The sequence below is a fragment of the Bacillus sp. FSL R5-0286 genome (genome assembly GCF_038593245.1).
Taxonomy (GTDB): domain Bacteria; phylum Bacillota; class Bacilli; order Bacillales; family Bacillaceae; genus Bacillus; species Bacillus altitudinis.
Genome location: NZ_CP151977.1, coordinates 3,720,125 through 3,734,243 on the forward strand (window position 1 = coordinate 3,720,125; position 14,119 = coordinate 3,734,243).

Consider the following 14,119-nt stretch of genomic DNA (forward strand, 5'->3'; position numbering starts at 1 on the left):
TGTTCCACCTTGCTTCATGATGTTTCTTTCGATAGACTGCCGCTTTTGCTTCTTGTTTTCGCATAAGCCGCAATGATGATGGTGCCTAGTACACCGACTGTGATGATGTTTGAGATTCCTGCTACGATGCCTTGAACGAACACTTTATTTGCAGGTTCTGCATAGATCACAATGTCGAGTACCGGCGCAATGACAAACCAGCCTAATGCTTGTGCGCCGGCTTGGACGGCGTTGAAGAGCGTGATTTTTTTCCAGCCAAAGTCGCCCTCTTCTACTTTTAAACGGTTCGAAATGAGGCCGATCAATAAACCAACAACACCCGAAACGATAATCCAGCTCCACCAAGGTCCAAATGTGGTGGCATCTTTAATGAGATGACCAATAAATCCAATCAATGCGCCTGCAACAGGACCAAATAGCACGGCCATTAACGCAAGGAACGCGTACGATGTTTCAATTTGTGTATTCGGAATCCCAGTTGGAATGGAGACGAAGCGTCCTAAAATGACAAAGACGGCTGCGCCAATTCCGATGGCAACGACAGTTTTCGTTGAAAGTTGTTTACCTGCCATGATGTTTCCTCCTCTTATTCATATATAATGCGCGGAGCTTTGCGAATCGAAAGGCGCCAGCCTGTGCCTGTACCGATGTTATAAGCCTTTGCAAATGACCCTTGATTGATCGCCACGCCTAAATGATCGAGTGAATTGACATATACGAGTGGTTCGCCTACCTTTAAATCGGCAAAAGATCGTCCATAGGTCATGATATTTTTATACACATTTTTTGGCCCGTTGGCAATGGTAACTTCTATTGCATCCCCATAATTGATTGAAAGCTGTTCAAATAACGTATGATGAATGTTTGTCCATAGGTTTCCGAACCGCACATCTAAAATATCAATCGTCCCTGTGATCACTTCTTCTTCCGCATAAGCTTGTACGACTGGAAGGTGAATAATGTCCTCTATATTCGCCTTTGGCCCGACCTCTTCAAAAGAAATCACACCTGAAGCAATTCTCGCGCCTGTATAGGCGTAAATGTCTCTACCATGGAATGTATGTGATTTTCCTGACTTCGGCAGACGATTGATGGTTTCATCTAAATACCGAGCCTCCACGATGCCAATATCCTGTGCGACATGCGTAAGTGTCCCATTATCAGGTGTGATGATGTAGTGTGAGCTTGTTGTTTTGACGACAAGGCTCTTTCGCTCTGATCCAACGCCTGGATCAACAACGGAGACAAATACCGTTTCTTCCGGCCAATATGTAACCGTCTGAAGCAAGCGATAAGACGCTTCCCAAATGTCATATTGGGGAATGTTGTGAGTTAAATCAAAAATGCGGATGCCGCTGCTCACTGTATTGGCTACGCCGTACATTGCGCTGACCGCTCCATCATCAATACCGAAATCTGATTGTAAAACCAATGCATGTTCACTCATGTTAATCTCCCTTTCATTTAAAAAAATGGTTGTGGTGTTTCACGTGGAACATTTGAACATTTGTATGAAAAAAAAGTGGACAATAAAAAATACCCCATCCTTATCTATGAATCATAAGGACGAGGTATTTGTCTCGTGGTACCACCTTTATTTACTGTTTGCTCGCGCTAAACAGCCTCTACAAGTACAAAGCTCCAATTTGGCTCATATACTGTGGTTTTGATAACGAGTACCAACTCTCGTCGTCACCTACTAATATCATGGATATGTTCAGCACGAGGCTCAGAGACCATTTTTCGAATCATTATTTTTGCTTCTTTTCAGCTGCCGAAGCTCTCTGTGGAAAAATTGATGATTGTACTTTCTCTCGTCATTGCCTGTTTAACTATCTTGAATTAAAGCTATCATACATGATGTTTTTTGATAAATCAAGATATTTTTCTGAACATTTTTAAAAATGAGTTAACTGTTCTGGAAGAGTCTTCTTTTTTATAAAATTTAAGCAAATGTTAAAGAGCGAGATATGGTGTCTTTCTTTTCTAGCGGTATAATAAAGATGAAGGGAGGTACAGTGTGTGTGGACCATCTGTATGAATGAATTTAAGCAGCTCTTCAAAAGCACAAAATCCATCTTAACTATTGTTATTATTTTCATTTTATCTACTTTTGTATCAAGTCTTCCATTTATAGCTGCTTATCAAGGGAAGTGGGAACAGGCAAAAGACCCCTATTCCATTGGGAATGAACTAGTGATTTCGTTATTTGGTTTCTTCCTTATTTTTTTATTATCTCATGATATTTTGAGCCGCGAAATTCATTTGAAAACCATTCGTTTTCTCGTCAGCAAAACGACCCGTTTAAACATTGTCATCGGGAAATATCTTGGGCTGATGCTGTTTTGGCTCAGTTGCATTATGACCACATATATATTAAATATGGTGATTTCACATCGTTTTCTGTTCTCTGATGCCTTAAAAATATTAACGTTTATCAGTGTCGGCATCTCCTGTGCTTTGTTTTTATCCATGCTCTTTCCAACACCACAGAAATCGATGTTTGTTGGCATGTTGTTTTCCTTTCTATTTCCGATCATGAGTATGATGTCTGTTCTTTCTTCAGAACGGTTGATTCACTGGTTCCAATACGTGACGCCTTATTATTATGCGCGCTGGAGTGAACCGCTGACCTATGTGCTGATGAATGCCGCATTGACTGTTGTATTACTCGTTGGAACTGCACTACTGTTTCAGAGGAGGGATGTCTAAGTGCTTCACACAAAAGGGCTGACAAAAAAATATCGGACAAAAGTCGCAATAGATCATATTGATCTTGATATCCATCAAGGGGATATCTTCGGCCTCATTGGACCGAAGGGTGCTGGTAAGACAACCTTCTTTAATATCATTACAGGGATCTCCCGCCCCACCTCTGGCACGTTTATCATGATGAACATGACGTCGTTAAAAAAAGTACGTCATCATATCGGTGTTCTGCCTGAATATACAGATTTATATGAAGGGCTGACTGCTATTGAGCATATTGCCTATTTATCGAAAATTACGGGTACTCGCCAGAAAACGAGCTATTATGAAGAATTACTCGAATTTGTTGGCTTACATCGTTATCATCAAGAGAAAGTCGGTGCCTTTACACCTGGGATGAAGAAGCGGCTCGGAATGGCTCAGGCCATCGCTCATCGGCCTGACTTTATTTTACTTGATGAGCCTTTTGCGGATATTGATGCAGATTCTATCTTACATATCCAGCGGGTGATTGAATCGTTAAAATTTGAAGGACAAACCGTCTTCTTAACAGCAGACGAGCCAAGGTTCACCCAGCCTATTTGTACCAAAACAGCTTTCATATCTGAAGGAAAAATCGTGTCCTCAAGTACTCATCCTCAAGAGAAAACCATCACGTCCTCAACCATTCGTGCCACCTTCAAGCATGCATGGATTGATGATGAGGTGAAGCCTGTTCTCACGCAGTACTTACAAAGTGTGGGAACAGACCTTGTGATCAGAGATGACGAGACCTCATTGTTGATTCGTTCAGAAGCTCAAGTCCCAGCCATCATCCGTGCGTTTGTGAAATGCAAAGTCGACCTATACCGAGTCACGGCGCAAGATGCCATGATGTCAACATAAAAAAGTACCGTACGCTCACTGCACGGTACTTCTCTTTTTTTATAAAGGTTTGCTCATGTAAATCCCAGTCTCAGCAAATCCCGTTTTCTCATAAAGTGAGCGGGCGATTTGATTATGGGCAAAGACATGCAGCGATAGTTTCTTCACACCTAATGACTTTGCCTGCTCTTCTAATGCCGTCATGGCCTGTTTTGCCAATCCTTTTCCTCGATACGCTTCAAACAAAATAAAATTATAAATAAATCCTTCATGCTGGGGATGATCTGGATCATAGCAAAGCCATACCCATCCAATGGCTTCTTCTCCATGTAAGATGTTCCACAACTCATGATCTTCTGTCTGAAGTCCTTCAGGAAGCAGCCGGTCAAATTGTTCCTCCGCGTTCTTTTGCGCTTCTTCCTGATTCCATGTCCCTGCGTGTACCTTTTCTTCTGCGTACCGCTTAATGGCCTTCTCTATCAAGACGTCATAATCTGTTTGCGACATTGGTAGTAATGTGACCAATCGTATCTCCCCCTTTTCTTTATCATATGCCGGGCATGTAAAAAAAGCCAGTCCCTTATAGGAACTGGCTAGCCACCGAACTGATCGGTTTGGGAGAGTTTGATCTCGACTGATTTTTTCTTTCCGCTTCGGTAAAATTGCACCTTTACCTTGTCGCCTACTTTCTTTTGATAAAGATATTTACGCAGATCGACGATGTTTTGTACTTCCTTGCCGTCAAACGACGTCACGACATCCAGCTCTTTTAACCCTGCTTTCCCTGCTGGAGACAAAGGCTCGACACTCATCACGACGACTCCGGTTGTGACCTTTGATGGCAGTTTTAACGTTTCCTGCCAATGATAGCTCGCAATATCTGCTAGTGATTTCATCCCAACACCAAGGTACGGACGCTTCACCTCTCCATAGCGCTCTAAATCCTCTATGACAGGGATCACCAGATTCGCAGGAATAGACAGCCCAATCCCTTCCACCTCTGACTCAGCAATCTTCATTGAATTGATACCGATCACTTTGCCGTCCATATTGATCAAGGCTCCGCCGCTGTTCCCAGGATTAATGGCGGCATCCGTTTGCAAAACTTCCGCATTCCAATCCGTCTGTCCATCCCCATTAGAATCAACAGGGATCGCACGCTCCGTTCCAGAAATTACACCTTGTGTGACGGAGCCAGCAAATTCAAGGCCTAATGGATTTCCAATGGCGATGACAGGCTCACCTGGTTTGACATGGTCTGAATTGCCGAAGGCGGCGGTTTTCTTGATCTTATCACTTTTGACCGTGAGTACCGCTAAATCCATAAGCTGATCACTGCCGACAAGATTTGCCCCGATCCTTGTCCCGTCCTGAAGGCTCACTTCAAGCTGGTTCGCGCCTTTGATGACATGATGGTTGGTCACGATATAAAAGGTGTCACCCTTTTTTTTATAAATCACACCTGACCCGCTGCCTGCTTCACCGCCTTCTTCCCAAAAGCTCGACTTTTGAATGTTAATGACGCCGACAACTGTATCTGACATACTCGATACCACTTTTGTGACCGCATCATTCACGTTCACATTGACGGTCTTTAAAGGGCCATCTGATGCCTGCTGATCTCCAGCTGATTGCCAGCCAAAGGGGCTGCCGCTTTGTCCAGACACATAGGGGAAAAAGAATCCCATTAAAAAAGCTCCTACCAATACACCGATCAGACCAGATAGGAAATATCCTTTTCTGCTTCGTCTCGGCTTCCACTCTACATCGCGATAATCCACTATGTTTCCTTCCTTTCAGTGAATAGATGATGTATATAGTGTTGGTAAGAAGCTCTTATCTTAATCATACGATTGTAAAAATCATACGGCGCAAAGCGGGGTTGCTTTTTTCGGGTCCGTATCATATAAATCAAAGCCGTCCCCTACAACAAAGCCCTTCATTTCAAGCGTCTGCTGGACCGCCATACGGGCTAAGTCCTTCATGTTGTTGTCTTGACTCAAGTGGGCCAAATAAATGCGTGAGGTGGCGTCTCCAATCACGTCTGTCATAGCAAGAGCTGCATCTTCATTGGATACGTGTCCGACATCGCTCAAAATTCTGCGTTTAATACTCCATGGGTAGCGCCCCATTTGCAGCATGCCGACATCATGGTTGCTCTCAAATACGAACGTATTGGCTGATTTAATAATCCCTTTCATCCTGTCACTCACATAGCCTGTATCCGTCATAAGGGCAAGTTTACGCCCGCCATAATGGAATACGTAAAACATGGGCTCTGCCGCATCATGTGATACGCCAAATGATTCAACATCGAGACCGCCGAATGATTGAACCGTCTCCATATCAAAGTGGAATTTCTGCTCCGTATCCACTTTCCCAATATGTGACTCCATCGCCTTCCATGTTTTCGCATTTGCATAGACAGGAAGCTTGTACTTTCTTGCCATCACACCGAGTCCTTTAATATGATCTGAGTGCTCGTGTGTGACAAAAATTCCGTCCAAGTCTTCCGGCTTACGATCGATTTGACCAAGCAGCTCCACCATCTGTTTGCCGCTTAAGCCTGCATCTACTAAAAAAGCATGCTCATCTGTTTCTAAATAAAAAGCGTTCCCCGTACTTCCGCTCGCTAGTACACTGAACTGCAAGCTCATGTTCTCTCACTCCAATGAAGATTTGTCTTCTTTCTCTATATGATCAAGTGTTGAGCCATCAATGGCATTGATCAAATATTCTTCTTCTGTCTTTTTCTTTGAACCAGCTGCCACGCCTTCAATCTCTACTCGCCATACAGGAACCATTACTTGAGTGCTTGCACCTGGGTATTGCGTGTAGTAGCCTAGCTCCACTTTTTTCACTGTCGTGTTTTGGCTCAGCATATTTTGTGTATATAAGTCCTTCACCGTTTCAAGCGCCGGGACAAGGGTTTCTTTTCTCACTTCATTAATCGATGTCACCATCGACTGCCGATACGAGACGACCTCGTTTTGATCGTTCACATCCAATGTGATCTTCCCGATGGTTTCGGTGTCATCAAGACCTTCTTGGAAGATGTATTTTCCTTTATACGTTTGGAAAAAGACGATTTCACCTGTTTCTTCATCGATGCTCCAGAGCTTATAATTCTTGCCATCCATTAAACGCTGGCTCACAAGATTGGTCGCTGCTGTTTTCATATCTTTTTTCGGCAATGCGACTGGTTTATTGAAGGTCATTTCAAGCAGGGTGACAGGATCATCTTTCTCGGTTTTCGGGAATGTGCTTTTCGTCTTTTGATCAGCTAATCCATCGACATCCTTTTTCGTATATTGCTTTTTCTCAGCTGTAATGCGGTATCCAATCTTCGCTTCATCTGATAGATTGCCATATTTGATTCCGTCTGCCTTCATTTCTTCCAGCGTATCTGTTTTTTCGATAATCGCAAAATGATCGGTCGATCGCTTTTCAAAGTATTGAAAACCTAGAAAGATATCGAGAACGAGAAAGGCTAGGATAAAGATCGTTTTGGTCTTATTCCACTCCATGATTCTCGCTCCCCTCTGTCAGCAAATCATTCGATAAAATGACGGTTTTTCCGTTATATTTCATACACCATACCGGCTCTAGCCAGACAAACATCGCTTGATCCTGATCTGATGCCGTGGATGTCGCTTGATAGGCAGGGAAAATCTGTTCAATTTTCTCTAAATCATCATACTTCGTCTGCTTGATGATCAAGTTTTTCAGCTCTGTCCCATTCATCAGTTTGACCTGTTCACTCTGACTCGCTTTGTTGCCTAGAATGTAGTTTGGACGCTTATAACTCAAGATGTCATCATTCGCCCATTGTACTTCAAGTGATGTCATACCAAATGGATGTTTTGTGCTGTTGACGATCGGCAGTCCATCCATAAACATATTAAAGGACAGCTGCTGGTTGCTGTTGATGCCGAAGTATTGATAATTATCGGTGAAACTTCCGGTATCATTGAAATATTTCACGCTTCGCTTGATCAAATCCCCCGTTTGGAATACGGTACTAGAATTGATATTACGATGCTGATATTGGATGCGGTGGTCTTTTTGATTTGCTTCAAGACGACTCGTTCCATCTGTATATACCGTCCGGTTTAAATTAGACTCCTCCCCAACTAGACTTGGGTCTGTAAACAAAGCGTCCTTGAATTTGCTTGTCTTAATCGTTTCGATAAAGAACATTTTCGCTTCAAGCTGCTTTTGCTTCTGCGGCAGAAGGAAATCTCGTTTTGAATTTGTAGAGAAAGTATATAGATCATAGCGCGGCATCTCGTTTTGAGCGGCTGCAATACTATCCATCAAATTACGATAGTTGGCAGATTCAATCGTTAGCTCAAGCACCGATTCCTTGCTGTATGAAACCAAATAGACTTTCTTATTGGCCTTATCCGGCTGAGCGAACGGCACAATCATCCGGTCAAACGAGTTGTATTCAATGGATTTATTCGGCCATTTAAACAGCGCTTGGAAAATATCAATCGGAATCGGATCATTGAACACAAGATCCAATGTTTTGCCTTGCCCCTCGCGTCCATAGAAGAAATTCTTAAATTTCTGCTCGGAATATTGGTCCGACACATCAGCAATCTCTTTGACATCCCACAGGCTTACATCATTCCAAAAGTTTTGGAAGAGTTCCTTTTGATCCACTTTGAAATGCTCTCCATTGGAATGGATGAACATCTCACGCGGCTTCACGACATCAATGAGACTCCGAGGCTCGTCGCTTGAAATCTTCTTCGTTTCCACGACCTGTGTGCCGGCATCCGCCTGATCCTGCATGACGGGCTGGAACATCCAAATATTCCACGTAAACACAAGACTGATCGCAATTAGGATTGTCAATATAATGGTTTTAAAGGTCTCACGCTTCATCCCAATCATCCTCTTGTTCTTCATTGTACGGAAGGGTAAAGGTTACCGTTGTTCCTTTTCCTTCAATGCTGTCAGCCCAAATATCTCCGCCATGAGCCTGAACCATTTCTTTTGCAATCGCAAGGCCTAGGCCGGTTCCGCCAAGCTTTCTTGTTCTTGCCTTATCCACTCGATAAAAACGTTCAAAGATTTTATCCATATCCTTCTTCGGAATACCGATTCCTTCATCTTTGACACTGAATAACACAAGACTTTGCTCCTCATCCAAATCGACAGTGAACGTAATGTGTCCACCCTCTGGCGAGTATTTCATAGCATTGGAAATGATATTATCGAGCACCTGAGTGATTTTATCTTGATCAATTTCCACATATATTTCACGCTGCGGCAGGTTGCGGATGAAATCGACATGCTGCTCCTTCGTCATTTCAAAACGATCAATGACGAGCGAGATAAACCTGATAAAATTCGTCCACTCACGATTGAATTGATAATCCTTGCTGTCGAATTTAGACAGCTGGAGCAGGTCATTCACAAGTCTAATCATGCGCTCTGTTTCGTTTTGCGTGACACTGAGGAACCTTGGCGCAAGCTCTTTATCACCAATCGCACCTTCAGCGAGTGCCTCAAGATAGCTTCGCATCGTCGTAAGCGGTGTGCGCAGCTCATGCGATACGTTCGCCACGAATTCACGACGTTCCGCATCAATTTTTTCCTGCTCGGTTACGTCATAAATGACTGCAATTAAACCATCAATTTTCCCATGCTCTTTCTGAATCACTGAGAAATTGACACGCAAAACAGACAACTGATCTTCGCGTTCAATTTCTAGCAGCATGGAGTCTTGATTTTCGACTAAATCTTCAAATGTATGAGTTTCTTCTAAGCCAAGCAAGGATGTGATCGGCATCTCTAGAGCTGTTTCACGTGAAACATTCAAAAGCTCTAGTGCCGGGCTGTTTAATAGAATAATGGCCCCGTTTTGATTCGTGGCAATGACGCCATCGGTCATATAGGCGATAACAGAAGAAAGTTTTTTCCTCTCACCCTCTGTCATCAGCTGCGCTTCCTCCAGCTCTCTCGTCAGATGGTTAAATGTCGTCGCTAGCTGACCAATCTCATCATGTCCATACTTTCGGACCTTTCTGGAAAAGTTCCCTTTGGCGAGCTCGATCGCTTGCTTTCTCATATCCGAAATTGGGTGTGTAATGGTTCTGAATATGAATATACCAAGTAGAGCGGTCGTCCCAAGTGCGATGAGTGTACCCGTCGCCAAAATGGTGTTGATCGTTCGCATTTGGTTAAAAACACTTTCCATGGATGAGACCACATAAATGACACCAACGGTTTCTTGATTCTCATTTTTCACGGCTGTCGCCGATATGCGGACTCGTTTATTTGATTCTGGGTCATAGAATTTTTTCTCGTAGTCTTTGCCAACCGCGAAAATACGGCTAATGATTTGATCTGTGATTTTCTTCCCGGCAATCTCTTGACTGCCGTTATTCACAGAGGCAATGACCTCTCTGCTTTCGTCAATATAGCTGACTTCAGAAATTTCATTAGACTCATCTTTGTTGTTAAAATCGTTTAGTATCTTTTGAGCATCCTCTTTTAATTCTGCCTTGCTTTTCGATGAATCTTGTTCTAGGTAATACGATAACGAGTAGATTCGCTGATTCAAGGAATTATCATAGGAATTAATTAAGGACTGCTCTAGCTGCTTCACAAAGTACACGCCAATAATCTGCATGGCGACAATGATCAGCAGCACATAAATCAAGGTCAATTTAAAGTGAATCGAGCGAAAAAAACCTACTTTACTCATAAGAATCTTAGTCCTGCTCTGGGTTTCTTAAATAGTAGCCGACGCCTCGTCTTGTTACGATCCAGCTTGGGTGGCTAGGGTTGTCTTCAATTTTTTCACGAAGACGGCGGACTGTCACGTCTACTGTACGGACATCTCCGAAGTAATCGTAGCCCCAAACCGTTTGTAGTAAGTGCTCACGTGTCATGACTTGTCCAATATGTTTCGCTAAGTAATGAAGCAATTCGAACTCACGATGCGTTAACTCAATCGTTTCGTCACGCTTAGACACGACATACGCATCTGGGTAGATCACAAGTGAACCAATCTCGATATCATTTGATTCAGATTCTTCCTCTGATTGCGGAGCAGCCGTCTGTCTTCTTAAATTTGCTTTTACACGTGCAAGTAGCTCGCGTGTACTGAATGGCTTTGTGACATAATCGTCCGCGCCAAGCTCAAGACCAATGACTTTATCGATTTCAGAGTCTTTTGCTGTCAGCATGATAATCGGCATGTCATATTTCTTTCTCACTTCACGGCATACTTCAACGCCATCTTTGTTCGGCAGCATAATGTCGAGCAAAATAATGTCTGGCTTAATTTCTTCTACCATTTCAAGGGCTTCATTTCCGTCATACGCACAATGAACCTCGTAGCCCTCTTTTCTTAAGTTAAATTCCAATATATCCGCAATCGGCTTTTCATCATCTACGACAAGAATCTTTTTTTCCATTGTGATTTCCTCCTGCATTTTTAGCATCTATGTCATTCCATTTTGCATGTCTCATTACGCCTTTTTCATTTACAAAAAAAAGGCTCACTGTCTATTATAACGTTTTACGAGGCAAAGATAAAAATAATAACGGCTTTCTTTGCTAGTAAACGTTGGATAGAAGAACTTCACCCAAAAGATTTGATGACTTTTTCCTTTTTTATTGAAACTTTTCCAGTCACCAAACGTCTATATACATGTAACGTCTTCTTCTTATGGAGCCGGGCCCTACCTAGGTCCGGCTTCTCCCTTTTTATGCCTTCTTTTCATAATAAAAACGCACCTGCGATTGCAGATGCGTTTGGAAGTGGCTCGGGACGGAATCGAACCGCCGACACACGGATTTTCAGTCCGTTGCTCTACCAACTGAGCTACCGAGCCATCATCAAAAGATGAATATGTATAAATGGCGGTCCGGACGGGACTCGAACCCGCGACCTCCTGCGTGACAGGCAGGCATTCTAACCAACTGAACTACCGGACCTCAGTAACTTGCCCGAAAAAGCAATCGTGGTGCTCCTTCAAGCAAGTGAGGAAAAATTAGCTTAACGCTAAAGTAAATCAATGACCCGTACGGGATTCGAACCCGTGTTACCGCCGTGAAAGGGCGGTGTCTTAACCGCTTGACCAACGGGCCAAAACATGGTGAGCCATGAAGGACTCGAACCTTCGACCCTCTGATTAAAAGTCAGATGCTCTACCAACTGAGCTAATGGCTCTCGGTTTGTGAAAAGTGAATCTGAAGAAGCTGTATTGCGTCAAACCAATCGCTTTAAAAGCTGGAAAATCGCATCTTAACAAGTTTCAGAGACCTTTGCAACAACGAGATTTATAATATCATAGAGTAATTACATATGGCAATACGTTTTTCGACATTTTTTTAAAAAAAGTGTCGGATTTGATATCTTCTGTTACATCGCCTAAATCCGAAAGCGCCTTCATTCAATCAATGGCTGCTGCCCAATCCAGCACACAGAAACGTTTGATTCAGACCAATATTGGTTATACAAGAAACAAACAGCATGGTGATTGAAAAAGGAGGAAGCATAGGATGAGTTCATTTAAATTAGGAGACAAAATGCCCGATTTTTCACTGCCAACAGTGCAGGGCGATCACATTGAGTTTTACAAACATTTAGAGGAGCATCAAAGCTGGCACCTTATCGTTTTCTTTAGAGGATCATGGTGCCCAGTATGTGTCGAGGAATTAAAAGAGCTGGAAAAACAGCAATCCTATTTTCAAGAAAAGGATATTCACTTAATGACGATTTCAACGGATAACCCTGAAGACTTGAAAGAATTTGCAGACAAAGAGGGACTTTCTTTCCCCATCATGTCTGACCAAGACCTCACATCATTGAAAGCCTATGAAGTCTTCTATCACGGGGACGATGCCCCATATGAAGATCACGGGGTGCACGGAGAACCTGCCTATTTCTTATTAAATGAAAAAGGCCAAGTCCTCTATCAGCAAAGACAAACAAGTCCATTTGGCAGACCGCATGCCAGCGAACTGCGCAAAATCATTCAATACATTCGTAAAAATTTAAAAGGCCAATATAAAAGCCTAAAATAAAAAAGAAGCTCTCATCAGAGGGCTTCTTTTTTATGAATGTTTTTTGTTGTATAGCCAATCTGCGGTGAAAAACACAAGAAGACCTGTCATTAAAATCACAAAAGTCACAGGTGTACTCTCACCTTGAAAAAAAGCGTAAGACGCATGTCCTCCTAATGCTAGAAGATAAAAAACAAACGCCGATCCTGCTGCTTTTTGTGCATTGGCTTGTTCTCTTTTCGTCGTTTTTTTGAAAAACATTGTATCTATTCCCCTTTAAGATGCTTTCTTCATTGTCACACGGCGAAGTGCCCGTGATCGGATATACTCCATTGGCCCAATTCGCCAGACGTGTAAGCAAAGGGCTGAAATGGCGATTTGCAGCAGGGAGATCAACAACCATGACAAGACGATAAGGGGCGCATTGATTTGACCGCCAAGACCCAATCCCCAGCTGTAAAAAAGGATCGAGCAGATGACATTTTGCAGGATATAGCAGCTAAGCGCCATTTTCCCTACATATTCAAACCAAGTCCACATGAACCATGACTCCGTGCGTGCTAGAAGCTTCGCCACGACAGCAATATAGAAAATAGAGAGGAATGGCGAAAACACATAGCGCACCACAAATTCTACTATGTCATTTGGTACGAAGACGAGCGCATTCAGCGGCAGTCCAATCCACAAACCCATTCGGAACAATATTTTCCGCAGAGATTGCCCACGCTCATTTGCATAAAATACACCTGCTCTCATCATCCGCACACCTAATAAAAACAAAAAGGTATTCATTGGGATAATAAAGATCGCTTCTTCTCGATACATCAAAAAGTGCTGTAATCGGTCTTGAACTTGAGATATCCATGTCTCCGGCAGTTGTTCTTCGTACGCTGGTTCACTGCTCTCGTTATAGGATTCATTTTCCAATTCAGAGAAAGAAAATACAACGAGAAAAGCCGTCACCAACAAATGAATGACACCCGAGACAATCATGCCTTTTTTGATGCGCCGACTTCCTCCACGGACAATAAACGCCACAAGCAAACCCGTGATGGCGTAACTCATGAGCACATCATATTCCATCACTAGCGCAAAATGGACAAAGCCTTCAATCAATAAGAATAAAAGAACCCATAAATATGTACCCGGCCAAGTCATATTTTTTCTTTTCGCTTGCTGGTATTTCAGCTCTAGCCCTACACCAAACATGATCGTAAGCAACGATAGCATTTTGCCATAAACGAACATAGAGACAAGACTTTCAAGAAAACTACCATTTTCATATTCATCCGCAATCTGATCTGTCGCAAAGGTATCCCCTGCGTATGCAAAAAACCAGACGTTTGTACCCAATGTACCTAATATCGCAAAACCTCGTAAAATATCTAATAATCGTATTCTTTCTTTCACTAGAACGCTCCTTCCCTTTTATACAGTTATCATATTTTGGTAATGACAGGAAGAGCGTTCCGTAGAAATTAAGGAATATTTAAACAAAAAAGACACCAGTAAAATG

The 14,119-nt window shown here is 42.8% G+C and carries 14 protein-coding genes, 4 tRNA genes and 1 other annotated feature; of the genes, 3 read left to right on the forward strand and 15 right to left on the reverse strand.

Annotated elements, in window-relative coordinates:
* Nucleotides 1–14: 14 nt before the first annotated feature.
* Both NST24_RS19180 and NST24_RS19185 read right to left on the reverse strand, forming a co-directional pair.
* The gene (locus tag NST24_RS19180) at nucleotides 15–572 is read right to left on the reverse strand and encodes an ECF-type riboflavin transporter substrate-binding protein (RefSeq protein ID WP_041508071.1); all 558 of its coding nucleotides are present in this window, start codon (nucleotides 570–572) and stop codon (nucleotides 15–17) included.
* Between the two features lie 14 nt (nucleotides 573–586).
* Nucleotides 587–1,447 carry an S-adenosyl-l-methionine hydroxide adenosyltransferase family protein gene (locus NST24_RS19185; protein ID WP_007497378.1) on the reverse strand — a complete coding sequence of 287 codons (861 nt, stop codon included), beginning with the start codon at nucleotides 1,445–1,447 and terminating at the stop codon, nucleotides 587–589.
* Nucleotides 1,448–1,559: 112 nt separating this feature from the next.
* Nucleotides 1,560–1,830, reverse strand: a binding site (T-box leader).
* Nucleotides 1,831–2,022: 192 nt separating this feature from the next.
* On the opposite strand from NST24_RS19185, the gene NST24_RS19190 reads away from it, so the two are divergent.
* Nucleotides 2,023–2,712: an ABC transporter permease subunit gene (locus NST24_RS19190; RefSeq protein ID WP_008347476.1), complete on the forward strand. Its 690-nt coding sequence runs from the start codon at nucleotides 2,023–2,025 to the stop codon at nucleotides 2,710–2,712.
* The gene (locus NST24_RS19195) at nucleotides 2,713–3,594 is read left to right on the forward strand and encodes an ABC transporter ATP-binding protein (RefSeq protein WP_203143895.1); all 882 of its coding nucleotides are present in this window, start codon (nucleotides 2,713–2,715) and stop codon (nucleotides 3,592–3,594) included. It begins immediately after the preceding gene.
* A gap of 39 nt (nucleotides 3,595–3,633) precedes the next feature.
* Here NST24_RS19195 and NST24_RS19200 read toward each other — a convergent pair whose 3' ends face one another.
* The 11 genes from NST24_RS19200 to NST24_RS19250 all read right to left on the reverse strand — a co-directional run bounded on the left by NST24_RS19200 (nucleotide 3,634) and on the right by NST24_RS19250 (nucleotide 11,767).
* Complete coding sequence (locus tag NST24_RS19200; protein WP_017368440.1) at nucleotides 3,634–4,098, reverse strand: GNAT family N-acetyltransferase; 465 nt, start codon at nucleotides 4,096–4,098, stop codon at nucleotides 3,634–3,636.
* A 68-nt stretch (nucleotides 4,099–4,166) separates the two neighbouring features.
* Complete coding sequence (locus NST24_RS19205; protein ID WP_035704177.1) at nucleotides 4,167–5,354, reverse strand: S1C family serine protease; 1,188 nt, start codon at nucleotides 5,352–5,354, stop codon at nucleotides 4,167–4,169.
* 81 nt (nucleotides 5,355–5,435) lie between these two features.
* Nucleotides 5,436–6,230, reverse strand: coding sequence for an MBL fold metallo-hydrolase (locus NST24_RS19210; protein WP_007497388.1), 795 nt, complete (start codon nucleotides 6,228–6,230; stop codon nucleotides 5,436–5,438).
* A gap of 6 nt (nucleotides 6,231–6,236) precedes the next feature.
* Nucleotides 6,237–7,100, reverse strand: a complete 864-nt coding sequence (yycI, locus tag NST24_RS19215) for a two-component system regulatory protein YycI (protein WP_342462144.1) — start codon at nucleotides 7,098–7,100, stop codon at nucleotides 6,237–6,239.
* Entirely contained in the window at nucleotides 7,087–8,466 is a 1,380-nt protein-coding gene (yycH, locus tag NST24_RS19220) for a two-component system activity regulator YycH (RefSeq protein WP_024718466.1), read from the reverse strand. The genes yycI and yycH overlap by 14 nt, the downstream gene beginning before the upstream one ends.
* Nucleotides 8,456–10,294 (reverse strand): cell wall metabolism sensor histidine kinase WalK, encoded by a 1,839-nt coding sequence (gene walK, locus NST24_RS19225; RefSeq protein ID WP_024718465.1) that lies wholly within the window; start codon nucleotides 10,292–10,294, stop codon nucleotides 8,456–8,458. Before walK ends, yycH begins: the two co-directional genes overlap by 11 nt.
* 7 nt (nucleotides 10,295–10,301) lie before the next feature.
* Nucleotides 10,302–11,009: a response regulator YycF gene (gene yycF / locus NST24_RS19230; RefSeq protein ID WP_017359978.1), complete on the reverse strand. Its 708-nt coding sequence runs from the start codon at nucleotides 11,007–11,009 to the stop codon at nucleotides 10,302–10,304.
* Nucleotides 11,010–11,356: 347 nt separating this feature from the next.
* Nucleotides 11,357–11,429: transfer RNA gene (locus tag NST24_RS19235), tRNA-Phe, on the reverse strand.
* 26 nt (nucleotides 11,430–11,455) lie between these two features.
* A tRNA-Asp gene (locus NST24_RS19240) sits at nucleotides 11,456–11,532 on the reverse strand.
* A gap of 81 nt (nucleotides 11,533–11,613) precedes the next feature.
* A tRNA-Glu gene (locus tag NST24_RS19245) sits at nucleotides 11,614–11,685 on the reverse strand.
* 6 nt (nucleotides 11,686–11,691) lie between these two features.
* Nucleotides 11,692–11,767 (reverse strand) — tRNA-Lys (locus tag NST24_RS19250).
* Nucleotides 11,768–12,099: 332 nt separating this feature from the next.
* Here NST24_RS19250 and NST24_RS19255 point away from each other — a divergent pair.
* Entirely contained in the window at nucleotides 12,100–12,624 is a 525-nt protein-coding gene (locus NST24_RS19255) for a peroxiredoxin family protein (RefSeq protein ID WP_342462145.1), read from the forward strand.
* A gap of 30 nt (nucleotides 12,625–12,654) precedes the next feature.
* On the opposite strand, the gene NST24_RS19260 is transcribed toward NST24_RS19255, so the two are convergent.
* Both NST24_RS19260 and NST24_RS19265 read right to left on the reverse strand, forming a co-directional pair.
* Nucleotides 12,655–12,864: a hypothetical protein gene (locus NST24_RS19260; protein WP_024718463.1), complete on the reverse strand. Its 210-nt coding sequence runs from the start codon at nucleotides 12,862–12,864 to the stop codon at nucleotides 12,655–12,657.
* Between the two features lie 15 nt (nucleotides 12,865–12,879).
* Nucleotides 12,880–14,013 (reverse strand): DUF418 domain-containing protein, encoded by a 1,134-nt coding sequence (locus NST24_RS19265; protein WP_342462146.1) that lies wholly within the window; start codon nucleotides 14,011–14,013, stop codon nucleotides 12,880–12,882.
* Between the last annotated feature and the right edge of the window lie 106 nt (nucleotides 14,014–14,119).